Source organism: Ralstonia sp. RRA (assembly GCF_037023145.1).
GTDB lineage: Bacteria > Pseudomonadota > Gammaproteobacteria > Burkholderiales > Burkholderiaceae > Ralstonia.
Genome location: NZ_CP146091.1, coordinates 3,106,499 through 3,129,050, shown reverse-complemented (window position 1 = coordinate 3,129,050; position 22,552 = coordinate 3,106,499). Strand labels below are relative to the sequence as shown.

Genomic DNA, 22,552 nt, shown 5'->3' with positions numbered 1-22,552 from the left:
CCGAGCGTTTCTGACTCTACGACCCGGCCACCGATCCCATGGATCTGACCAAGAGCTTTTTCTCGCTGCTCGCGCTGATCAACCCGATCGGCGCGATCCCGTTCTTCATCAGCCTGACCGAGAGCCAGACGGATGAAGAGAAGCGCCGCACCATCAAGGTCGCGTCGATTTCGGTGGCGATCGTGATTGGCTTGTCGGCGCTGTTGGGCGAACAGATCATCGGCTTTTTCGGCTTTTCGGTCGGTTCGCTCCAAGTGGGCGGCGGGATCATCATGATCATGATCGCGCTGAACATGCTGAACGCGCAGACCAGCCGCACCAAGGCCACGCCCGAAGAAGAGGACGAGGCCGGCGCCAAGGCCAGCATTGCCGTCGTGCCGCTGGCGATTCCGCTGCTCACGGGCCCGGGTTCGATCAGCACGGTGATCGTCTATGCAGGTAAGACCCGCCACTGGTGGGAACTGTTTCTCCTAGCCGGCGTGGGCGTGGCGATCGCGCTGGTGGTGTGGATTGTGCTGCGCGCTGCTGAGCCGATTGCCCGTGTGATTGGCCGCACTGGCATCAACGTTGGCACGCGGTTGATGGGTTTGATCTTGGCGGCGCTGGCCGTGGAATTCATTGTTGACGGGCTGAAAACCCTGTTGCCTGTTCTCAAATCATGACTACGATTGCAATTGTCGATTACGGCATGGGCAACCTGCGCTCGGTAGCGCAGGCCCTGCGTACGGTGGCTCCGGAAGCCGATGTGCGCATCAGTGCGCAAGCTGACGAGATTCGCGCGGCTGACCGCGTGGTGCTGCCAGGGCAGGGAGCCATGCCGGATTGCATGGCCGCCTTCGACCAATCCGGCTTGCGCGAAGCTGTGCTCGAAGCGTCCCGTACCAAGCCGATGCTGGGCGTGTGCGTGGGTGAGCAGATGCTGCTGGAGCGCAGCACCGAGGCGCGTGTTGGTCAGCAATACACCCCCGGCCTCGGCCTGATCAAGGGCGAGGTGATCCGTTTTGACCTCGACGGCCAGTTGCAACCGGACGGTTCCCGGTACAAAGTGCCTCAAATGGGCTGGAACCGCGTGCACCAAAGCCGGGCTCACGCCCTCTGGGAAGGCGTGCCCGATCAGAGCTACTTCTATTTCGTGCACAGTTACTACGCACGCCCGGACAATCCCGAAGAATCGGTTGGAGAGACCGAATACGGCGTGCGGTTTACCTGCGCCATCGCCCGGGATAATATTTTTGCCACACAGTTTCACCCGGAAAAAAGTGCGCAGGCCGGCCTGCAGATCTACCGGAATTTCGTGCACTGGAACCCGTGAACTCGGCCTCACAGTCGCAACCGAATCCTTTTTTGCCCGCTTCTTTTCCCGTTTAACCCCACCCCCTCAACTTTGTCGTTACGACTATGCTGCTCATCCCGGCCATCGACCTGAAGGACGGTCAGTGTGTGCGCCTCAAGCAAGGCGATATGGATCAAGCCACCGTGTTCTCGGAAGACCCCGCTGCCATGGCGCGGCATTGGGTCGAGCAGGGCGCGCGCCGCTTGCATCTCGTCGACCTGAATGGCGCTTTCGCGGGCAAGCCGCGTAACGAGGCGGCCGTCAAGGCCATCCTCGCTGAGGTGGGCGACGAGATTCCCGTGCAACTCGGCGGCGGCATCCGCGATCTGGGCACCATCGAGCGCTGGCTCGACGACGGCTTGTCGTACGTGATCATCGGCACGGCGGCGGTCAAGGACCCGGGCTTTCTGCGGGACGCATGCACGGCGTTCGGCGGCCACATCATCGTCGGACTCGACGCCAAGGACGGCAAGGTGGCGACCGACGGCTGGAGCAAGCTCTCCGGCCACGAAGTCGTGGACCTCGCCAAGAAGTACGAGGACTACGGCGTCGAAGGCATCATCTACACCGACATCGGCCGCGACGGCATGCTGCAGGGCATCAACATCGATGCCACCGTCAAGCTGGCACAGTCGGTGAAGATTCCAGTCATTGCCAGCGGCGGCCTGTCGAACTTGAAGGACATCGACCACCTGTGCGCGGTCGAAGAATATGGCGTCGAGGGCGTGATCTGCGGTCGCGCGATCTACTCCGGCGACCTGAACTTCAAGGAAGCGCAAGCCCTCGCGGACAAACTCGGCGCGGCATAAGCCGTGCTCAACGGGTGCTGTGGCACCCGACTCATCATGCTAGCCAAACGAATCATCCCCTGCCTGGACGTGACCAACGGCCGGGTGGTCAAGGGCGTCAACTTCGTCGAATTGCGCGACGCGGGCGACCCCGTTGAAATCGCGCGCCGTTACGACGAGCAGGGCGCCGACGAAATCACCTTCCTCGACATCACCGCCACGTCTGACGGGCGCGACCTGATGCTGAACATCATTGAGGCGGTGGCGTCGCAGGTCTTCATTCCGCTGACGGTGGGCGGTGGCGTGCGCGCGCTGGAAGATGTGCGCCGGCTGCTCAATGCCGGTGCGGACAAGATCAGCATGAACTCGTCGGCCGTGTCGAACCCGCAGCTCGTGTCGGACGCCAGCGCCCGCCATGGCGCGCAGTGCATCGTTGTGGCCATCGATGCGAAGAAGGTCTCGGCTGAAGGCGAAACCCCGCGTTGGGAAGTCTTCACGCACGGTGGCCGTAAGGGCACTGGCCTGGATGCCGTAGCCTGGGCACGTGAGATGGCGCAGCGCGGCGCCGGCGAGATCCTGCTCACCAGCATGGACCGCGACGGCACCAAGGCCGGCTTCGACCTCGAACTCACGCGTGCCGTGTCGGATGCTGTACCGGTGCCGGTGATCGCCTCTGGCGGCGTCGGCAACCTGCAGCACCTGGCCGACGGCATCAAGCTCGGCCACGCCGATGCGGTGCTGGCCGCCAGCATCTTCCACTATGGCGAATACACCGTCGGCCAGGCCAAGCAGTTCATGGCCGAACACGGCATTCCGGTACGGATCTGATCATGACCAAGAAGTGGCTCAACAAGGTCCGCTGGGACGACAACGGACTTGTGCCGGTGATCGTGCAGGAGCAGGGCAGCAACGACGTGCTGATGTTTGCCTTCATGAACCGCGAGGCGCTGCAGAAGACCGTGGAAACCGGCGAGGCCGTGTTTTGGTCGCGCTCGCGCAAGCGCCTGTGGCACAAGGGCGAGGAGTCCGGCCACATTCAGCAGGTGCACGAGATCCGCCTGGACTGCGACGAAGACGTGGTCTTGCTCCGCGTCACACAGGTTGGCGGCATCGCCTGCCATACTGGTCGCCACGCGTGCTTCTTCCAGAAGTTCGAAGGCAGTGCGGAAGACGGTGACTGGCTCACCGTTGAACCCGTGCTCAAAGATCCCGACGACATCTATGCCGGCAAGCCCGGCCACAACCATGAGTGACACCCTGCGCCGCCTGGGCGAGGTGCTCGAATCCCGCAAGCTCGCCAACGGCGGTGACCCGGACAAGAGCTACATCGCGCGCCTGTTCAATAAGGGCGATGACGCCATCCTCAAGAAAATCGGCGAAGAAGCCACCGAGACGGTCATGGCCGCCAAGGACGCCCGCGCCGCCGGCATGACGGACGAGGCGCGCGGCAAAGTCGTCTACGAAGTGGCCGACCTGTGGTTCCACACCATGGTGCTATTGTCGCACTTCGACCTCACGCCGGATGATGTGGTTAATGAACTGGCACGCCGCGAAGGACTCTCGGGGTTGGAAGAGAAGGCGTTGCGCAAGTCGCAGGCTCGCGACGCTGCAGGTGACTGATCGGTGACGCATCGTCGCAGGGAGGCAGCGTGGACAACTACGGATCAGCGGTGACAGTGACGACAGACGAAGAACGTCTGGCCGGGCTGCGGCGGCTGACGCATATCCTGTATGCGCTCTACGCCATTTTTTGGCTGACCGGCGGCATCACTGCATTGATTGCCATCATCGTCGGGTATGTTAAGCGCGACGATGTGCGCGGCACGCTGTACGAGTCGCACTTTCGTTGGCAGATCCGTTCGTTCTGGTGGTGCGTACTATGGGGTGTGGTCGGCGTGATGCTCATTCCGCTGGCCTTTATCGGCTTTGCGGTGCTGTGGGTTCTGGGCATCTGGATGCTGTATCGTATTGTGAAGGGCTGGCTGTACCTCAATGACAGCAAGCCGATGTACGCCAATCAGTAAAATCAACCAATGGCGCCGCCACCGTTGCGGCGTGACGGCACCAATCGCAGCCGTATTTACGTGGGAGTAGGACATGGGTTCCTTTAGCATTTGGCACTGGCTGATCGTGCTGGTGATCGTCATGATGGTGTTCGGCACGAAGAAGCTGCGTAACATCGGTTCGGACCTCGGCGGTGCCGTGAAGGGCTTCAAGGACGGCATGAAGGAAGGCGCCGCGGACGACAAGCCGGCCGCCCCGCAACAGACCGCCGGCCAGCCGCCGCGCGAATTGCACGACTCGACGACGATCGACGTCGAGGCGCGCGAAAAGTCCAAGCAAGGCTGAGCACTGTCGTACGCTGACCGATGATCGATCTCGGCATTTCCAAGCTGGCGCTGATTGGCATGGTGGCGCTCGTCGTCATCGGGCCGGAGCGCCTGCCCAAAGTGGCGCGCACGGCCGGCGCATTGCTTGGCCGCGCGCAGCGTTACATTGCCGATGTGAAGGCCGAGGTGAGCCGCGAAATCGAACTCGAAGAGCTGCGCAAGATGCGCACCGATTTCGAGCAGGCCGCGCGCAATGTCGAGCAGACCATCCACCAAGAGGTCAGCAAGCACACATCGGAAATCAACGAACGCCTGAACGAGGCGCTCGGCGATCCGGCATTGCGTGAGACCTCCACTTCCGCCCCCGACTGGCGCCCAGCACCGGGCAAGTCGCGCAACGGTCGCAACAGCTGGCGCAACAAGCAGCTCTCGATGCCCAAGTGGTACCGGCAGAAGCAGGGCGTGCGCATGTGGGCGCAATCAGGGGCGGCACGCGTTAAGCGCCATCGTCCGCCCATCGTTGCCGCGCAGTCGCGTGGGCGTTCCTTCTTCGAATGATTCTCCGAGCACCCACCGCTGGGTGCTCTGACCGCATCCCCCTTCAGCCGACATGAGTGCCGCTCCGCTCGATCCGCAATCGCCCGAGGACGGCGCGCAGGAAACCTTCATCTCGCACCTAGTAGAGCTGCGCGAGCGCATCGTCAAAGCCGGCGCGGGTGTTCTGCTGATCTTCCTGGGCCTGGTCTACTGGGCGCCGGACATCTTCAACCTGTTCTCGCGGCCGCTCATTCAGGCGCTGCCCAAGAACGGCCACATGATCGTGACGGATGTCACCGGCTCGTTCTTCGTGCCGATGAAGGTGACGCTGCTCGCGGCCTTCCTGATCGCACTGCCGTGGGTGCTGTACCAGATCTGGCGCTTCGTGGCGCCGGGGCTGTATGCGCATGAGAAGCGCATGATCATGCCGCTGGTGGTCAGCACCTACATCCTGTTCCTGTGCGGCGTGGCGTTTGCGTACTTCCTCGTCTTCCCGACCGTGTTCAAGGTGATGGCGCACTACAACGCGCCATTGGGCGCGGAGATGTCGACCGACATCGACAAGTACCTGAGCTTTGCCATGACGACGTTCCTGGCCTTTGGTATCACTTTTGAGGTGCCGGTGGTCGTGATGGTGCTGGTGCGCTTTGGCATCGTGAGCCTCGACAAGCTGCGTCAGGCGCGGCCGTATGTGGTGGTGGGCGCGTTCATCATTGCGGCCGTGGTGACGCCACCGGACGTGATGTCGCAGTTGCTGCTGGCTGTGCCGCTGTGGCTGCTGTACGAGTTGGGGCTGATCCTGGCGGCGATCTTCCTGCGCAAGACGGTTGCGCCAGAAGAGACCCCGGAGCATCTACCAGCGGTGAAGGACTAACGGGCCGATTCAACGATCGCCCAAAGAAAAAGGCAGCCTCGGCTGCCTTTCTCATTTCTGCGATGCCTGCTTACGCGGCGTACAACCAGAATTGCTCGCGCGGGAACGTCAGCGCATATTGGCCCTCGCTTGGCGCGCTGCTGGCATAGGCGCGCAGACCCGTGCCAGCATCGCCCGTTGCGCGGAACAGGCATTCCCAGCGGTCGCCAAGATACATGCGCGTCGCCAGCGGCAGGCGGATGGTGTTGTCGGCGTTATCCACACCTACGCGCACTTGTTCCAGGCGGATCACCCCGTGGGCCGATGCACCCGGCTTCAGATCGCCGCGCGCCACACCCCACAGCGACCAGCCGCCCGCCTCATCGACCAGGCGGGCCATGCCGTCACGCACCTCGGCGATCTTGCCGTTGACGCGGTTGTTGCTACCCATGAATTCGGCGGTGAAGAGGGTTTGCGGCGCGCCGTACATCTCTTCGGGCGTGCCTTGCTGCTCGATCACGCCGTTGTTCAGCAGCAGGATGCGGTCGGACATGGCCATCGCTTCGCTTTGGTCGTGGGTGACCATCAACGCCGAGAGCCCTAGACGCACAATCAACTCGCGCAGGAAGGCACGGGCTTCTTCACGCAGCTTGGCGTCGAGGTTGGAGAGCGGCTCGTCGAGCAGGATCACGGGCGGGTTGTAGACCAGTGCACGGGCGATTGCCACGCGCTGCTGCTGGCCGCCGGAGAGCTGGCTCGGGAAGCGCTCGCCCAGGTGGCCGAGGCCGAGTTGCTGCAGCACGGCTTGCACGCGTTCCTTGATCTGCGCAGACGGCGTCTTGCGTAGCTTGAGCGGGTAGGCGACGTTCTCGGCCACGGTCTTGTGCGGCCACAGCGCGTACGACTGGAACACCAGGCCCAGGTTGCGCCCTTCGGCTGGCACGTCGAGTTTCTTGGCGCCGTCGAACATGACGCGATCGCCGATCTGGACGGTGCCCTGGCTGGCTTGTTCCAGGCCGGCGACGGCGCGCAGCAGTGTGGTCTTGCCCGAACCGGACGGGCCCAGCAGCGAGACGACCTCGCCCTTCTGCAACTGCATCGAGACACCCTTGAGAACCGGGTTGTTGCCGTATTGCAGGTGCAGGTCGTTGACAGTGAGTTCAATCATGGAGCTTTACCCCGAAACGCAGTGCGATGCCGAGGCCGACGGCCACCAGCACGATATTGACGAAGGACAGCGCGGCGACGATATCGATGGCGCCGCCTGCCCACAGGGAAACCAGCATCGAGCCGATCGTCTCGGTACCCGGCGACAGCAGATACACACCGGTTGAGTACTCGCGCTCGAAAATCAGGAAGATCAGCAACCACGCGCCGAGCAGGCCATAGCGCGTGAGCGGCACGGTCACATCACGCGTGGTGCGGGCACGGCTAGCGCCCACCGAGCGCGCGGCTTCTTCCAGCTCAGGGCCGACCTGCAGCAGCGCGGCTGAGATCAGGCGCAGGCCGTAAGCCATCCACACCACCGTATAGGCGATCCACACGCTGAAGATCGTGCTGCGCAGGTCGCGCAGACTCGGCACGACGTGCTCGATGATCCAGTTGGCGAAGGGCAGGCTGCTGTCGGTCAGCAGGGTTTCGATCCAGTTCGGTACGAACAGGAACACCCACAGGAAGGCCAGACCGGCCAGCAGGCCCGGAATGGCGCGGGGCACCAGCACGCTGTAGTCGAGGAAGCGCGTCCAGCCGTCCGGCTTGCGGTGCATGGCCAAGCCGATGCACGTGTAGCAAGCCACGGCGATGGCGCCGCCGATCACGCCGATCAGCACCGTGTTGATCATCGCGCGCAGGAACTGCGGCTGCTCGAAGATCTGGTGGAACGCGGTGAGCGACACGGCTTGCGTCAGCGACACGCCTTCGCCCCAGTTCGACACGAATGCGCGCAGTGCAATGCCGGACAGCGGCACCACCACCGAGACGAAGAACCAGAACACCACGATCGCCCAGGCGGGCCAGCGCCACTTGCCCAGCGGCAGCGGGCGGCTGCGCGTGACCTTGCCCTTGACGGTGACGAAGCGGTTGGCCGAGCGCAGCATGTAACGCTGCAGCAGCACCAGCGGGAACGTCACCATCACCAGGCAGACCGCCACGGCCGCCATCAGGTGATAGGCCGGCGTGCCGAGCTTGTTGGTCAGCTTGTACAGATACGTCGCCAGCACCAGGTGGCCTTCCGGATCGCCCAGCACGAGCACCAGGCCGAACACCTCGAAGCCCAGGAAGATCACCAGCACGGCTGCGTACAGCAGCGCGGGGCGCACCATCGGCAGACTCACGTTGAGCGCCACCGACAGCGGCGATGCACCCGCGATGCGCGCGGCTTCTTCCACGTCCGAGCCCAGGCTGCGCAGCGCCGATGAGACATACAGATACACGTGCGGCACGTGCGTCAGACCCGCGATGATGATGATGCTGGTGAACGAATACACGTTCCAGGGCACGCCACCGAAGATCTGCTTGAACCAGATCGTGTAGAAGCCGACCGGGCCGGCCGACACCACATAGCCGAACGCCAGCACCATCGGCGAGACGAACACCGGGATCATCAGCATCGGCTCGATGATGCGGCGGCCCGGCAGGTCGGAGCGCACCATCAGGAACGCCAGGATGCCGCCCAGCGGCACCGAGATCACCGCCAAGCCGAGGGCCAGCGCGGCGGACTTTTCGAACGCGTGCCAGAAGTCCGGATCATCGAAGATGAAGCGGTACGCATCGAGCCCTGCCAGTGCGTCCGGCATGAAGAACGGAGCGGACAAAAAGCTCTGGTAGAAGATCAGCGCCAGCGGCGTGAAAATCGCCAGCGCCGTCAGCAGGATGACCACGCCGCGCGGCAAAGCCTGTCCCACACGCGTCCAGGGCGAGCGCTTGGGGAGGGCTTGGGCAGCGGCGGCACGGTCTTGCGCTAGGGAACGCATGGTGCCTCCAAGAGGAGCCGGCGCCAGATACGGATGGCGCCGGCAGGTCGGTCAGATAAGAGGAGTCGTGATCCGCAGGTCAGTAGATCAACGGCCGGCGGCAGTGCGCCATTGCTTGATGAAGTCGAGGCGCTTCTTCGGCTCCAGGAAGGTCAGGATCGACTCATCCACCGGAATCGGCTTGATGGTGTTGCCGAGGATTTTCTTCAGGCCGGCGGCGGTGGCTTCGCCCGTCACGTCGTCGCGCAGCGAGTGCAAGTCCGACTTGTTGGCGAGGATGTCCTGGCCGCGTTTGGATAGGATGTAATCCAGCCACAGCTTGGCGGCGTTCGGGTTCTTCGCTTTCTTGGCGATCATCGCCACGCGCGAGACCACCAGCGTGTAGTCCTTCGGATACACGATGCCGATCGACGGGTCCTTCTTGGCACGCGCCAGCGCATACGAACCGAGGATGTTGTAGGCGATCAGGTTTTCGCCCGAGGCCACGCGCTCCATCATCGTGCCGGTGGACGACTGCAGCACCAGGTTGGGCCCCACCGCCTTGATGAAGTCGAAGTACTGCGGCGAATCCTGGTTGTCCTGCGCCGCCATCATGAAGCCCACGGCGGACTTCTCGATGTCGTACGTCGTGACCTTGTTCTTGAAGCGGTCGCCCTGGCTGCCGACCAGCTTGGCGAGGTCAGCGTGGGTTTGCGGGACTTCGCTGTCCTTGATCAGGCGCTTGTTGTACAGGAACACGGCCGGCTCGTACGTCGTGCCGTAGGCCAGGCCCTTGTAGATGGCCCACTTCGGCAGGCTCGGTACTTCGGGCGAGTCGTACTTCATGGCGTAGGTCTGCGCGAGCTTGAGCTGCGAGTCCATCGACGAGTTCCACATCATGTCAGCCGAGGCGCCGCCGGCGGCCTGCTCGCTGATGAAGCGGTTGTACAGCTCGCTGCTGTTCATGTCGTTGTACTCGACCTTCACGCCGGGGTAGAGCGACTCGAAATCCTTGATCAGCGGGTCGGCAGCCTTGGTGTCGGTCGTAGCGTAGACCACCACTTTGCCTTCTTTCTTGGCGGCGGCGATGGTGTCGGCGTAGCTGGCGGGATAGCCAGCCGGGACTTGCGCGAGTGCAGCGGTGCTGAGGGTCAGAGCGGCAGCCGCAATCGAAACGAGAGCGGCGTGCGCGGGCATAGTGCGGCCACGAAGCATGGGTTTGTCTCCTGTTTGCTTGGTGATGTGGGGCCGGCTACTTATGGCGATGTGCGTGTAGCTCGGACGGATGGCCCCAGGTGCGGCGCAGTATAGAAGTCGCGCGCTTTCGTCACGCTTTCATTAAGGTTGCTGCGTTGCAGCATGCTCAGGAGATGTTGTGGATGGCGTGCGCGGCACACGAATCCGCGCAGATAGGCCCACGCCGCCATGCCCGTTGGGCTCACCATCGGCCAGTTCGATTTGCCCGCCGCTGCGCGCCGCATAAGCCCGCGCGATCGCCAATCCCAGGCCGGAGCCTTCGGCCGCATAGCGCGCATCCTTCGGCGCGCTTTTGGGCGCATTTTTCAACTTCGCCGCACGACCACCGCCTTCGTGCGCGCGCCGGAAACGCTGAAACGCGTGCGCGCGTTCGTCGGCGCTCATGCCGGGGCCGGTGTCGTCCACGCAGACGAGCGCGGTATCGCCGTCGGCAATTGCCCGCACGGTGATGCGTCCACCGGCGGGGGTGTAGCGGATCGCGTTGTGTACTAAGTTGGACAGCGCCTCACGCAGGAAGGCGGGGTAGCCCGTGACGGACAGGGTTGCAGCAAGCCCCGCATCGTCCCAACCAAGGTCCTGCTGTTTCTCGCGCGCTAGCGGCAATGCATCGACCACAACGTCGCGCGCCAATTCGCCCAAGTCGAATACCTCGGCGGGCGCGTCCTGCCCCGCATGGCGGGCACGGGCGAGCGCAAGCAACTGCGAGGTCAGCCGGTTGGTCGACTGCAACCGCGCGATGATGGCCGTGAGGCTTTCGCGCACGCGCGCTGGATCGGTCTCGCGCAGTGCGTATTCAGCCTGCGTGAGCAGCACAGCCAGCGGCGTGCGCATCTGATGCGATGCATCGGCGAGGAACTGGCTCTGGGCCTCCGCCAGTTCTGCGTAGCGCTGGATGTGGTGGTTGATCGCTTGCACCAGCGGGCGCACCTCGGCAGGTACGTCTGCGGCATCGAGTGGCCGCAAGTCGTCAGAAGCGCGGACTGCGATGCTCCGCGCCAGACGATTCAGCGGCCGCAGCGCCACGGTCACGCCCAGCCAGAGCAGCGCCGCGCTCACCACCACCAGCGCCGCATCGCGCAGCAGCGTGCCACGCCAGACGGCCTGCTGCAGCGCACGTCGCGTCTCGATGGTCTCAGCCACCTGGATCACGATGCGCGCCGGCAGCCCCGGTTGATACAGCGGCTTGGCGACGGCGGCCACGCGCACCGGTTCGCCGTGATACAGCGCGTCGTAGAAGAACTCGGTGTCGTTCTCCAGGCGCGCGGTGGGCAGCGGCAGGTCGTCATACCCGGTGAGGGCGGCTTCGGGCGCCTTACCCGGCGCGGGCTCGAAGGCAACGCGGTAATAGACGCTGCTCTGCGCGGTCGACTCGAACATCGACAACGCCACATACGGCACGTTGACCTGCACCTGGCCGCGCTCGATCGTCACGCCGTTCTCGATGGCGCGCACCGAGCCGAGCAGGGCACGGTCGTACGCGCGGTCGGTGGCGCTGCGCAGCGCCTGGTACGCGCTCACGATGTCGATTGCCAGCACGCCGATCAACCCGGGCAGCAGTAGCCACAGCAGCGTGAGTTTCAGACTGCGCGGCAGCAGGGCAAGCCGTTGCGTCATGAGGCGGTGTTGTCGCCGACGGTGCTGGCGTCACTCGCGCCCGCTTCGAGCATGTAGCCCAGGCCCCGCACCGTGACGATCTGCACGCCCGTGCCTGCCAGCTTCTTGCGCAGACGGTGCACGACCACCTCCACCGCGTCGGGGCTCGAGTCGCTGTCGAGGTTGAAGACCTTGTCGAACAGATGCACCTTGGCGATCGGCTGACCGGTCTTGTGCAGCAGCGCCGACAGCGCGGCGTGCTCGCGCGGCGTAAGCGACAGCGGCTCGCCTGACAGCAGGAACGCCTTGCGCCCGGTGTCGAACTCCAGCGGTCCGCAACGCAGACGCGGGAACGCCCGGCCGCGGCTGCGCCGAATCAGCGCCATCAGTCGCGCTTCCAGTTCAGACAGCGCGAACGGCTTGGTGAGGAAGTCATCCGCGCCCGCGTTCAGGCCGCGCACGCGCTCATCCAGCGCACCCTGCGCTGTGAGGATCAGCACCGGCGTCCGGTCATCCCGCGCGCGCATGTCGGCCAATACGGCAAAGCCGTCCTTGCGCGGCAGGCGCAGGTCCAGCACCACCGCGTCAAATTCTCCGGAGCCGAGGAAGGCTTCCGCAATCACGCCATCGGCTGCGCGCTCGATCACGAAGCCGCTTTGCGCCAGCGCGCGCGCCAGCCACGCCGCCAATTCGTCCTCATCCTCCACCAGCAAGATCCGCATCGGGTGTCTCTCAATATCGTTCTGTGTGCTTTTTCATGATAATGCGTGCGCCCGTATCTCGATTACACCGTCGAATCACACCAACTCATGGATGCGGGCGGATCTGCATGTCGTCCATCCCAAATTCCCGTCGCCGCTGGCTGTGCCAGACCGCCGCGCTGTTGGCCGCGGGTGGCGCCGTTTCGCTTGAGAGTCATGCGCAATGGCTGGCGAGCTCCGCGCCCGAGCTGCCGTCGTACTACCCGCGCGATTACGGCGCGATGATCGACGCCGCCCGACGCGAAGGCCGCGTCACGGTCTACTCGACGACGGACTTTGCCGCGGCGCACCCGCTCATCCGCGCATTCGAGGCGCGCTACCCCGGCATTACCGTCGACTACCGCGAGCAGAACAGCGACGACATCTACCGACGCTTCCTCGCAGAACTTGCCTCCAAGTCGCCCGGCGCCGACGTTGTGTGGAGCTCGGCGATGCCCGAGCAGTTCAAGCTCGTCAACGACGGCCATGCCTTGTCATATGCATCACCCGAGCGGCCCTACTTGCCGTCGTGGGCCATCTGGAAGAACGAGGCCTACGGCACGAGCTACGAGCCGGTCGTCTTCGTCTACAACGCGCGCCAGTTGTCCGCCGATCTGGTCCCCTCCACGCACGCCGATTTCGCTCGCATTCTCAACGGCCATCGCGACTTGCTGCGCGGCCGCGTCGCTGCGTACGACATCGAGCACTCGGGCTCCGCCTTTCTGTTCGCCGCTGAAGATGCGCGCACCTCCCCGGTGTTCTGGGATGTTGCCCGGGCATTGGGTGGCGTCAACGTCAACCTGTACATCACGACGGCCGCCATGCTCGAGCGCGTGGCCTCTGGCGAAAGCTTGCTCGCCTACGATGTGATCGGTTCATACGCCGCGCGCTACGCCGATCGCAATCCCGCGCTCGCCATCAAGATGCCGTCCGACTACACGCTGGTCGCCACCCGCGTCGCCTTCATTGCTCGCCGCGCTGCCCGGCCGAACGCTGCGCGCCTGTGGATCGACTTCATGCTCTCGCGTGACGGCCAGAGTGTCATGGCCGACCGCGCGTTCCTTTTCTCGCTGCGCCAGGACGTCGAGACCGGGCTGACCGCCAAGCGCCTGCTCGCCGAACTCGGCAATACGCATCGGCCCATTCCGGTTGGCCCGGGTTTACTCGCCCATCAAGATCAGCTGCGTCGTGCCGATTTCCTGAAAAGATGGCGCGCCGCACTCGGTCGCTAGGGAAAAGGGATTTAAGGGTCTCTTTTTGAGTGGGCGTGGCGAGAAGGCGACAATTTCTGTCGGCACCCGGGTGACAAAAATGGCACGTCGCCAGCCCCCGACAATAGCCCGCCAACCCCCGCGCCATCGCGCCAAAAGCCCGTCTCGGCCCCTGTCCGAGGGGGGGTCCTGCGTGTTGCCCATGAGCAACAACTTGGCCGCAAATCGTGCTCCAGAGCCAGAAAGGGTTTCCGGAATCTGTCAACGCTGGCCCATAATGCGGTCAGACGTGAGGTATCTGCGTCGTCCATAAGGACAGTCAAGATTTCCCAATCAGTTGACAAGGAAAGTGTCGATATGAAGATGAAACTGTTTGCAGCTGCTGTTGCAGCTCTGGCCGCCGGTGGCGCCTATGCACAATCCTCCGTGACCCTGTACGGTGTGGTCGACGCTGGTCTGACCTACGCAAACAAGGTGCCGGGCGCAACCGCTGGTTCGAGCGGCTCGCGTATTGGCCTGGATTCGGGCGGCCTGTCGGGCTCGCGTTGGGGCCTGCGTGGCGTTGAAGACCTGGGCGGTGGCCTGAAGGGTATCTTCAACCTGGAAAGCGGCTTCAACATCGACGACGGTCGGTCGGCCCAGGGTGGCCGTCTGTTCGGTCGTAACGCTTACGTCGGTCTGCAAGGCCAGTGGGGTCAACTGACCCTGGGTCGTCAGCAAAACCTGCTGTACGACTTCTCGCTGATCTATGACCCGATGGCAATCGCCACGCGTTACTCGCTGGCTTCGCAAGACGCCTTCTTCTCGGGTCGTGCTGACAACGCCGTCAAGTACATCGGCACGTTCGGTGGTCTGAACGTTTCGGCTCTGTACGCGTTCAACTACAACGGCAACGAAGTTGCTGGCAGCAGCAAGACCGGCCGTGAGTGGAGCCTGGGTGCTAACTACGCTGGCGGCCCGCTGGGCATCGGCGCAGTGTACGACCAAACCAACTCGACGACCGTTGGTAGCGACAACAAGGAACAACGCGCCACGATCGCTGGCACGTACGCCTTCGGCCCGGCCAAGCTGTACGCTGGCTACCGTTGGTACAAGGCTAACTACGCAACCGTTGCTGGCAATGGCAACCTGCGTTCGAACCTGTACTGGGCAGGCCTGGGCTACCAAGCTACGCCGGCTCTGACGCTGACGGGTACGGCTTACTACCAACAGTTCAAGAACAGCGGCACGGGCAACCCGTGGCTGTTCGTGGTCGGCACCGACTACGCTCTGTCGAAGCGCACCGACGCTTACTTCAACCTGGCCTATGCTAAGAACAGCGGCGGTTCGGGTCTGGGCGTGATCGGCCTGAACGACGCTAGCTACGCTGGCACGACGCTGACGAACGGCAGCCAAGTGTTCTCGGGTCCGAACAACAGCAACAACCAGTTCGGCGCTACTGTCGGCCTGCGTCACAAGTTCTAATTTGACGCGCTCGTAAGGGCGCATCGAATTAAACGGTTAAACGCCGATCCCGAAAGGGGTCGGCGTTTTTCTTTGCGTGAGCGATTTGTGTAGGTGGCGAACAGTCAGGGTAGGGCGGCAATGGGATTGTTGGTTGCGTTTGCTGTCGCAGGATGCAAGGCAGGCTCACTCGCGAGCCCCACGTGGGGTGTGGGTGGGTGGCACAGGGCGTTATTTCGCTTGCGCAAGCGTGAGTTGACCAGCCCAGAGCTCATGCTTCAGCCGCGATGGAGCATGTGCGATTGCGTGACGCCTGGGGCGAAGAGCAGGGTCTGTGCTCCGGCCGGCGCTCCAGGGGGAGCGTGCGCTGGTCGTGCCGAGCGACGATTTTCACTTTCCCGGTCGCGCGACATCTCATGGGTCGGCGTTCATAGAAAACGGCGGCACATTGGCCGCCGTTTGCGTGTTTTCACTACGTACGCTGCTTACTGCTCTTCTTCATCCTGAGAGGGCATCGGTACGTTGCGTCGTGTCGGTGCTGGGCGCTTACCGACGACGATTGTCAGTTCGACCGCCTTGCCCTTGCGCGACACCGCCACCTTGGTTTCGGCGCCAGGCTTGAGCTGAGCGATGCTGTTCAGCAGCGCGGTCGTGTCGGCGATCGGTTGGCCATTCACGCTGGTGAGGATGTCACCGGGGCGCAGGCCCGCTCGATCTGCCGGCCCCCCCTGGACTACCGCAGCGATCAGTGCGCCATCCTTGCGAGACAGGCCAAACGACTCCGCAATCTCCGGCGTCACGTCTTGTGGTTCAACGCCGATCCAGCCGCGTACCACGCTGCCGGTCGATATGATCGACTCCATCACCTGCTTGGCCAGTGACACGGGAATCGCGAAGCCAATCCCAAGCGAGCCGCCCGAACGTGAATAGATGGCCGTGTTGATGCCGAGCAGGTTGCCATCAGCGTCCACCAGCGCGCCACCCGAGTTACCCGGGTTGATCGCCGCGTCGGTCTGGATGAAGTTCTCGAACGTGTTGATGCCCAGGTGGCTGCGGCCCAGCGCCGAAACGATGCCCATCGTCACCGTCTGGCCCACGCCGAACGGATTGCCGATGGCGAGCACCACGTCGCCAACGCGTACGTTCTCCAGGCGGCCCAGCGTGATGGCCGGCAGATCGGGCAGGTTGATCTTGAGGACCGCCAGGTCGGTTTCCGGGTCAGAGCCGACCACCTTGGCGTTGGCCTTGCGGCCATCGGTGAGCGCCACTTCGATTTCGTCGGCGCCTTCCACCACATGGTGGTTCGTTAGAATGTAGCCTTCTGAACTGACGATCACGCCCGAGCCCAGGCTGGCCGTGGGCTCCTGGCGTTGCTCAGGGGCGCGGTCGCCGAAGAAGAAGCGGAACCACGGGTCTGTGCTGGCCTGCGGGTTGTTGTTGCGCTTCGGGGCGTTCTTGCTGCTGAAGATGTTGACCACCGCCGGCATTGCAACCTTGGCGGCTTCCGCGTAGGAGTTGCTGGAAGTGCCGCCGTGGCCGATCGGCGCGACTTCTTTCAGTGCGACGATGGGCGAGCCGGACTGCACAGCCATCTTGCCCCGCTGCAGCCACTCGGGCTTGAGGGTGGCAATCACAAACCAGACGGCCAGGACGACCGTGACGGCTTGTGCAAAAAACAGCCAAAAGCGGCGCAACATAGGGCGAAATTGAGTCGAAATGGATCGAAAAGAACTTGAATTGTACTTGAACGACCTGTTGCAAGCGGCCCGTTTTCGGGACTATTGCCCGAATGGTCTGCAAGTGCAAGGTCGCGAAGACGTCACCCATATTGTGACGGGGGTCACTGCCAGTTTGGCTTTGATCGAGGCGGCGATCGATGCGCGTGCCGACGCCATCCTCGTGCATCACGGCTACTTCTGGAAAGGTGAGGACGCCCGCATCGTAGGTCAGAAGCACGCGCGTCTGAAACAGCTTCTTGCGAACGACCTGAATCTCTTCGCCTACCACTTGCCGCTGGATGCACATCCTGAGTTCGGTAACAACGCGCAACTGGGCGCATTGCTTGGTATCGAGCCCAAGGGCCGCTTTGGTGATGATGAGTTGGGTTGGATCGGCTCGTTGCCCCAGGCGACTACGCTGGGTGTGTTTGCCGAGTCGGTCGCGGCCCGGCTGAACCGGGTGCCGCTGGTGCTCGGCGAAGCCGAGCGGCCAGTGCGTACGGTCGGTTGGTGCACGGGCGGCGCGCAGGGCTGGTTTGAGGCGGCGGTCGCGGCGGGGGTGGATGTCTACCTGAGCGGCGAAGCATCCGAGCAGACCACGCATCTGGCGCGCGAATCCGGTGTGGCTTACATCGGGGCGGGCCACCATGCCACCGAGCGCGGTGGCGTTCAGGCGCTCGGCAACCACCTCGCCGAGCGCTTTGGCGTGCGTCACACCTTCATCGATATTCCGAATCCGGTGTGATGCCGTGAGTGCTGATTAACTCTTGGCCTTGAGGCTGTCGCGGATCTCGCGCAGCAGCACGGTGTCTTCCGGTGTTGCTGGGGCGGCTTCGGGCGCCTTGTTGGCCTCGGTCACGCGCGTGATGGCACGCACCATCAGAAACACGATAAACGCCAGGATCAGGAAGTTGACCGCCACGGTGATGAAGTTGCCGTAGGCGAAGACCGGCACGCCTGCCTTCTTCAGATCGGCCAGCGTCTGCGGCACGCCTGCAGGGGCGTCGGCCAACTGGATATATAGATTCGAAAAATCGAGCTTGCCGACGATGCGGCCGATCAGCGGCATGATCAGGTCATTGACCAGCGAATCGACAATTTTGCCGAACGCCGCACCGATGATCACACCGACTGCCAGGTCGATGACGTTGCCGCGCATCGCGAATTTTTTGAAGTCTTGCACAAGTGCCATCGGTTTTCTCCGGATTGTTTGATTCGACACAAACGGTCAAGCTGTGGATCGGTTGACCTGAATTGTTGAAAACGAGTTTATAGGAGACACTCCGAAGCCGCGCTGGCACTGGGCTGGCGGGCGATCGGTAGGTCAACTATATCCGCAAGCAGCGTGCCCCGCGACGGGTATCGTCGGCTTCGTACGCTCGGGTATAATTTTTGGTTGACGCGAACCTATCTTGATTTCTCACCCTGGGGTCTTGAATGAGTGACCAGCAAAACGTCGATAAAGGGCGCCGCAATCTGTTGATTGCGACGTCCGTCGCTGGTGGTGTGGGAGGGGTTGCAGTTGCGGCCCCTTTCGTTTGCACATTCGCACCATCTGAAAAAGCCCGTGCAGCGGGCGCGCCCGTAGAGGCGGACGTGAGTGACCTGGCTCCTGGCCAGATGAAGGTGGTGGAATGGCGCGGCAAGCCGGTCTGGCTGCTCAAGCGCACGCCCGAAATGCTGGAATCGCTCAAGAAAACCGACGCTGAAGTCGCCGACCCCAAGTCCGACGTGCCCTTCACCATGAAGACGCCGGACTACTGCAAGAACGAAACCCGCTCCCGCGCCGAACATAAAGACCTGCTGGTCGTGGTCGGCATCTGCTCTCACCTGGGTTGCTCTCCGTCCGGTCCGTTTCCCGCAGGCGCCAACGTGCAGCTTGCCGGTGACCCCGGTTTCGTCTGCCCGTGCCATGGCTCCACGTTCGACCTGGCGGGTCGCGTGTTCAAGAACAAGCCCGCGCCGCAGAACCTGGACGTTCCGCCGTTCATGTTCCTGTCGGACACGAAGCTGGTGATCGGTAAAGACGAGAAAGGAGAGGCTTGATCATGGCCGAGAAGAAGGTGGAGACAACCGGGCTGCTGGGCTGGATCGATGCACGCTTCCCGGCATCCGAGCTGTGGAAGGCGCATCTGTCGGAGTACTACGCGCCCAAGAATTTCAACTTCTGGTATTTTTTTGGCTCGCTGGCACTGCTGGTGCTGGTGATCCAGATTCTGACCGGTATTTTCCTGGTGATGAACTACAAGCCGGACGGCACGCTCAACGCTGCCGGCATCCCCGTCGCCTATGCGAGCGTGGAGTTCATCATGCGCGAGGTGCCGTGGGGCTGGCTGGTGCGCTACATGCACTCGACCGGCGCTTCAGCGTTCTTCGTCGTGGTCTACATGCACATGTTCCGCGGCATGCTGTACGGCTCGTACCGCAAGCCGCGCGAGCTGGTGTGGATCTTCGGCTGCCTGATCTTCCTGTGCCTGATGGCCGAAGCCTTCATGGGCTATCTGCTGCCGTGGGGCCAGATGTCGTACTGGGGCGCGCAGGTGATCGTGAACCTGTTCTCCGCCATTCCGCTGATCGGCCCGGACCTGTCGCTGTGGATTCGCGGTGACTACGTGGTGTCGGACGCCACGCTGAACCGCTTCTTCTCGTTCCACGTGATTGCCGTGCCGCTGGTGCTGCTGGGCCTGGTGGTGGCGCACATCATCGCGCTGCACGAAGTGGGCTCGAACAACCCGGACGGCGTCGAGATCAAGGCCAAAAAGGACGAACGCGGTATTCCGCTCGACGGCATTCCGTTCCACCCGTACTACTCGGTGCATGACATCGTGGGCGTGGCGGTGTTCCTGTTCATCTTCAGCGCGATCGTGTTCTTCGCGCCGGAAATGGGCGGCTACTTCCTGGAAGCCAACAACTTCATCCCGGCAGACTCGCTGAAGACGCCGCCGCACATTGCGCCGGTGTGGTATTTCACGCCGTTCTACTCGATGCTGCGTGCGACCACGTCGGACTTCCTGCCGGTCCTGTGGGGCTTCCTGGCCATCATGCTGGGCCTGCTGTTCGTGCGTTCGAAGAGCATGAAGGTCAAGGGCGTGGCGGTGGCGGTGGCCGTGATTCTGGCATTGGGCTTTGCCTTCATCGATGCCAAGTTCTGGGGCGTGGTGGTGATGGGCGGCTCGGTCGTGATCTTCTTCTTCCTGCCGTGGCTGGACCAATCGCCGGTCAAGTCGATCCGCTATCGTCCGGGCTTCCACAAGACGCTGCTGATCCTCTTTGTGATCGCCTTTGCGGTGCTGGGCTACCTGGGTATCCAGCCGCCGAGCCCGATCGGTTCGATCATCTCGCAGATCGGCACCATTCTGTACTTCGCGTTCTTCCTCGCGATGCCGATCTGGAGCCGGATCGGGACGTTCAAGCCAGTGCCTGAGCGCGTCACGTTCACGCCGCACTGATAGAACCCGCGCACAAGGACCCATGAAGGACACAAGAATGAAAAAGCTGCTTGCGATTTTCGCCTTGGCCGGTCTCGTGTTTGCCGCGCCTGTGATGGCCAATGAGGGCGGCGTGCCGCTCGATTCGGCGCCCAACCAATCCAGCGACACGTCCGCGCTGCAGCGCGGTGCCAAGCTGTTCGTCAACTACTGCCTGAACTGCCACGGCGCAAGCGCGATGCGCTACAACCGCCTGCGCGACATTGGCCTCTCCGAAGAGCAGATCCAGAAGAACCTACTGTTCACGTCGGACAAGGTCGGTGACCTGATGCATATCGCCATGTCGCGCGACGACGCCAAGAAGTGGTTCGGCGCCGTGCCGCCGGACCTGTCGGTGATCGCCCGCGCGCGCGGCAGCGATTGGCTTTACACCTACCTGCGCACGTTCTACCGTGACGATACACGTCCGACCGGCTGGAACAATCTGGTGTTCGACAAGGTCGGTATGCCGCACGTGCTGTGGGAGTTGCAGGGGCAGCAGGTGCCGAAGTACGCCGAAGTGAAGTCCGAGCACGGCGAGGTCGAGAAGAAGCTCGTCGGTTTCGAATTGGCGGTGCCGGGCAAGATGAGCAAGGTCGAATACGACCAGGCAGCGGCCGATCTCGTCACGTATCTGGACTGGATGGCCGAGCCCGCCGGTAACCTGCGCAAGCGCCTGGGCGTGTGGGTTCTGTTGTTCATTGGCGTGTTCTTTGTGCTGGCCTGGCGCCTGAATGCGGCCTATTGGAAGGACATCAAGTAAAATCCCTGTTTTCCGGGCAAGGGCTAGGCCGGTGAAGAACTGGTCCTAGCCCTTGCCTTTTGGCTTTTTGTGCCGTGGCGGTAAGGTTTGCCGCCACGGTTGTACCGTCATCGGGCCGCCCCCGGCCCATGCGTCAAGGAACTACAACCATGATGGTCTTGTACTCGGGCACCACTTGCCCGTTCTCGCAGCGTTGCCGCCTCGTCCTGTTCGAAAAGGGCATGGATTTCGAGATTCGCGACGTCGATCTCTTCAACAAGCCGGAAGACATCGCGGTGATGAACCCGTACGGCCAGGTGCCCATCCTGGTCGAGCGTGACCTCATCCTGTACGAGTCGAACATCATCAACGAGTACATCGACGAGCGCTTCCCGCACCCGCAGCTGATGCCGGCCGATCCGGTGCAGCGCGCGCGCGCTCGCCTGTTTCTGTTCAACTTCGAAAAGGAACTCTTCACGCACGTGTCCGTGCTGGAGAACGAAAAGGGCAAGGCTGCCGAGAAGAATCACGAGAAGGCGCGCGCCGCCATCCGTGACCGCCTCACGCAGCTCGCTCCGATCTTCCTGAAGAACAAGTACATGCTGGGCGAAGAGTTCTCGATGCTCGACGTGGCGATCGCACCGCTGCTGTGGCGCCTGGATCACTACGGCATCGAAGTCTCGAAGAACGCCGCCCCACTGATGAAATACGCCGAGCGTATCTTCAGCCGTCCGGCGTATATTGAAGCGCTGACGCCGTCGGAAAAGGTGATGCGCCGTTGATCGCCGCTGGGTTGCCGGCCGCGCGACTGGTTTGAGCCCGCGCACGGCCGTGCCCCACGGTTACTGATTTCATCATGCCGGAAACTTCGACCAAGCCCTATCTGATCCGGGCCATTTACGAATGGTGCACGGACAACGGCTTCACGCCGTACATTGCTGTCTTTGTCGACAACAGCACCAACGTGCCGCGCGAGTTCGTCAAGAATGACGAGATCGTGCTGAACGTGAGCTTTGACGCGACCAGCCAGCTCGACATGGGCAACGAGTGGATTACGTTTCAGGCGCGTTTCTCGGGCGTGTCGCGCAAGATCGAAGTGCCGGTTGAGAACGTGCTCGCCGTCTACGCGCGCGAGAATGGGCAGGGCATGGCCTTCCCGGTTGAGCGTAGTACGCCGACCACGCAAGCCGCCACCGAACGCGAGAACAATCCGCCTCCCAAGTTGGCTGCAGTGGACTCCGAATCGGCGCCCGCACCGGTCGCCGCAGAGGTGGATGGCGGCCCGGAAGACGAGCCGCCGCCGAATGTGCCACGAATTGGTGGCAAACCTGCACTGAAGGTCGTCAAGTAACGCGTGTTAGGTTAGAATCGCGTTTCTTTGCCGGCTTAGCTCATCTGGTAGAGCAGTTGATTTGTAATCATCAGGTGGCGGGTTCGAGTCCTGCAGCCGGCACCAAATGCAAAAGCGGCTTCCGAAAGGAAGCCGCTTTTTCTTTGCGTGCTCGCCAACTGGTTCGGCGTACGCCACGCCTTACTGAGCGGGCTGGCCAGTCGCATGTCCTCTTTGCTGGTGCAGGTGAGGGCATCTT

Annotated in this window: 25 protein-coding genes and 1 tRNA gene; 19 read left to right on the top strand and 7 right to left on the bottom strand. The window is 62.8% G+C overall.

All coding sequences use genetic code 11. The annotated features are described in order from the left end of the window. Nucleotides 1-38 precede the first annotated feature (38 nt). From V6657_RS15030 to tatC, 10 genes are all read left to right on the top strand, one after another. Nucleotides 39-662, top strand: a complete 624-nt coding sequence (locus V6657_RS15030; protein WP_048935328.1) for a MarC family protein — start codon at nt 39-41, stop codon at nt 660-662. Then, nucleotides 659-1,312, top strand: a complete 654-nt coding sequence (gene hisH, locus V6657_RS15025; RefSeq protein WP_048935329.1) for an imidazole glycerol phosphate synthase subunit HisH — start codon at nt 659-661, stop codon at nt 1,310-1,312. Before V6657_RS15030 ends, hisH begins: the two co-directional genes overlap by 4 nt. A gap of 86 nt (nt 1,313-1,398) precedes the next feature. After that, nucleotides 1,399-2,142: a 1-(5-phosphoribosyl)-5-[(5-phosphoribosylamino)methylideneamino]imidazole-4-carboxamide isomerase gene (gene hisA, locus V6657_RS15020; RefSeq protein WP_045203048.1), complete on the top strand. Its 744-nt coding sequence runs from the start codon at nt 1,399-1,401 to the stop codon at nt 2,140-2,142. Between the two features lie 36 nt (nt 2,143-2,178). Continuing rightward, nucleotides 2,179-2,949 carry an imidazole glycerol phosphate synthase subunit HisF gene (gene hisF / locus V6657_RS15015; RefSeq protein WP_048935330.1) on the top strand — a complete coding sequence of 257 codons (771 nt, stop codon included), beginning with the start codon at nt 2,179-2,181 and terminating at the stop codon, nt 2,947-2,949. Between the two features lie 2 nt (nt 2,950-2,951). Further along, nucleotides 2,952-3,374 (top strand): phosphoribosyl-AMP cyclohydrolase, encoded by a 423-nt coding sequence (hisI, locus tag V6657_RS15010; protein ID WP_048935331.1) that lies wholly within the window; start codon nt 2,952-2,954, stop codon nt 3,372-3,374. Then, on the top strand, nt 3,367-3,741 hold the full coding sequence (locus V6657_RS15005) for a phosphoribosyl-ATP diphosphatase (protein ID WP_048935332.1): 375 nt from the start codon (nt 3,367-3,369) through the stop codon (nt 3,739-3,741). Before hisI ends, V6657_RS15005 begins: the two co-directional genes overlap by 8 nt. A 29-nt stretch (nt 3,742-3,770) precedes the next feature. After that, nucleotides 3,771-4,145 (top strand): membrane protein, encoded by a 375-nt coding sequence (locus V6657_RS15000; RefSeq protein ID WP_048935333.1) that lies wholly within the window; start codon nt 3,771-3,773, stop codon nt 4,143-4,145. Between the two features lie 73 nt (nt 4,146-4,218). Beyond that, nucleotides 4,219-4,470: a Sec-independent protein translocase subunit TatA gene (gene tatA, locus V6657_RS14995; protein WP_021197517.1), complete on the top strand. Its 252-nt coding sequence runs from the start codon at nt 4,219-4,221 to the stop codon at nt 4,468-4,470. A 20-nt stretch (nt 4,471-4,490) separates the two neighbouring features. Next, the gene (tatB, locus tag V6657_RS14990; protein ID WP_048935334.1) at nt 4,491-5,009 is read left to right on the top strand and encodes a Sec-independent protein translocase protein TatB; all 519 of its coding nucleotides are present in this window, start codon (nt 4,491-4,493) and stop codon (nt 5,007-5,009) included. Nucleotides 5,010-5,061: 52 nt separating this feature from the next. After that, nucleotides 5,062-5,862, top strand: a complete 801-nt coding sequence (gene tatC / locus V6657_RS14985; protein WP_048935335.1) for a twin-arginine translocase subunit TatC — start codon at nt 5,062-5,064, stop codon at nt 5,860-5,862. 70 nt (nt 5,863-5,932) lie between these two features. Here the strand turns inward: tatC and V6657_RS14980 are convergent, their stop codons facing one another. From V6657_RS14980 to V6657_RS14960, 5 genes are all read right to left on the bottom strand, one after another. After that, nucleotides 5,933-7,009, bottom strand: a complete 1,077-nt coding sequence (locus V6657_RS14980; protein WP_021197514.1) for an ABC transporter ATP-binding protein — start codon at nt 7,007-7,009, stop codon at nt 5,933-5,935. Continuing rightward, nucleotides 7,002-8,813 carry an iron ABC transporter permease gene (locus V6657_RS14975; RefSeq protein ID WP_082170284.1) on the bottom strand — a complete coding sequence of 604 codons (1,812 nt, stop codon included), beginning with the start codon at nt 8,811-8,813 and terminating at the stop codon, nt 7,002-7,004. Before V6657_RS14975 ends, V6657_RS14980 begins: the two co-directional genes overlap by 8 nt. A gap of 87 nt (nt 8,814-8,900) precedes the next feature. Continuing rightward, nucleotides 8,901-10,007, bottom strand: coding sequence for an ABC transporter substrate-binding protein (locus V6657_RS14970; RefSeq protein ID WP_082170285.1), 1,107 nt, complete (start codon nt 10,005-10,007; stop codon nt 8,901-8,903). Nucleotides 10,008-10,130: 123 nt separating this feature from the next. Continuing rightward, on the bottom strand, nt 10,131-11,663 hold the full coding sequence (locus V6657_RS14965) for a sensor histidine kinase (protein ID WP_048935337.1): 1,533 nt from the start codon (nt 11,661-11,663) through the stop codon (nt 10,131-10,133). Continuing rightward, entirely contained in the window at nt 11,660-12,364 is a 705-nt protein-coding gene (locus V6657_RS14960; protein ID WP_048935338.1) for a response regulator, read from the bottom strand. Before V6657_RS14960 ends, V6657_RS14965 begins: the two co-directional genes overlap by 4 nt. Nucleotides 12,365-12,471: 107 nt before the next feature. Between V6657_RS14960 and V6657_RS14955 the strand changes: the two genes are divergently transcribed. Both V6657_RS14955 and V6657_RS14950 read left to right on the top strand, forming a co-directional pair. Continuing rightward, the gene (locus tag V6657_RS14955; RefSeq protein ID WP_048935339.1) at nt 12,472-13,614 is read left to right on the top strand and encodes an ABC transporter substrate-binding protein; all 1,143 of its coding nucleotides are present in this window, start codon (nt 12,472-12,474) and stop codon (nt 13,612-13,614) included. Between the two features lie 336 nt (nt 13,615-13,950). After that, on the top strand, nt 13,951-15,057 hold the full coding sequence (locus V6657_RS14950) for a porin (protein WP_048935340.1): 1,107 nt from the start codon (nt 13,951-13,953) through the stop codon (nt 15,055-15,057). 464 nt (nt 15,058-15,521) lie between these two features. Here V6657_RS14950 and V6657_RS14945 read toward each other — a convergent pair whose 3' ends face one another. Further along, entirely contained in the window at nt 15,522-16,733 is a 1,212-nt protein-coding gene (locus V6657_RS14945) for a Do family serine endopeptidase (protein ID WP_048935341.1), read from the bottom strand. A 19-nt stretch (nt 16,734-16,752) separates the two neighbouring features. Between V6657_RS14945 and V6657_RS14940 the strand changes: the two genes are divergently transcribed. Continuing rightward, entirely contained in the window at nt 16,753-17,499 is a 747-nt protein-coding gene (locus tag V6657_RS14940) for a Nif3-like dinuclear metal center hexameric protein (RefSeq protein ID WP_048935342.1), read from the top strand. Nucleotides 17,500-17,514: 15 nt separating this feature from the next. Here V6657_RS14940 and mscL read toward each other — a convergent pair whose 3' ends face one another. After that, a complete protein-coding gene (gene mscL, locus V6657_RS14935; protein ID WP_048935343.1) occupies nt 17,515-17,946 on the bottom strand; it encodes a large conductance mechanosensitive channel protein MscL in 432 nt (143 codons plus the stop codon). A 245-nt stretch (nt 17,947-18,191) separates the two neighbouring features. Here mscL and petA point away from each other — a divergent pair, with 245 nt between their 5' ends. The 6 genes from petA to V6657_RS14905 all read left to right on the top strand — a co-directional run bounded on the left by petA (nt 18,192) and on the right by V6657_RS14905 (nt 22,419). Then, the gene (petA, locus tag V6657_RS14930) at nt 18,192-18,800 is read left to right on the top strand and encodes a ubiquinol-cytochrome c reductase iron-sulfur subunit (protein ID WP_031330196.1); all 609 of its coding nucleotides are present in this window, start codon (nt 18,192-18,194) and stop codon (nt 18,798-18,800) included. Beyond that, nucleotides 18,800-20,203 (top strand): cytochrome bc complex cytochrome b subunit, encoded by a 1,404-nt coding sequence (locus V6657_RS14925; RefSeq protein WP_031330195.1) that lies wholly within the window; start codon nt 18,800-18,802, stop codon nt 20,201-20,203. The genes petA and V6657_RS14925 overlap by 1 nt, the downstream gene beginning before the upstream one ends. A gap of 37 nt (nt 20,204-20,240) precedes the next feature. After that, nucleotides 20,241-20,984 (top strand): cytochrome c1, encoded by a 744-nt coding sequence (locus V6657_RS14920; protein WP_021197502.1) that lies wholly within the window; start codon nt 20,241-20,243, stop codon nt 20,982-20,984. A 149-nt stretch (nt 20,985-21,133) separates the two neighbouring features. Further along, nucleotides 21,134-21,745, top strand: a complete 612-nt coding sequence (locus V6657_RS14915) for a glutathione S-transferase N-terminal domain-containing protein (RefSeq protein WP_004634649.1) — start codon at nt 21,134-21,136, stop codon at nt 21,743-21,745. A gap of 74 nt (nt 21,746-21,819) precedes the next feature. Further along, entirely contained in the window at nt 21,820-22,314 is a 495-nt protein-coding gene (locus V6657_RS14910) for a ClpXP protease specificity-enhancing factor (protein ID WP_048935344.1), read from the top strand. Between the two features lie 29 nt (nt 22,315-22,343). Then, nucleotides 22,344-22,419: transfer RNA gene (locus tag V6657_RS14905), tRNA-Thr, on the top strand. Nucleotides 22,420-22,552 lie beyond the last annotated feature (133 nt).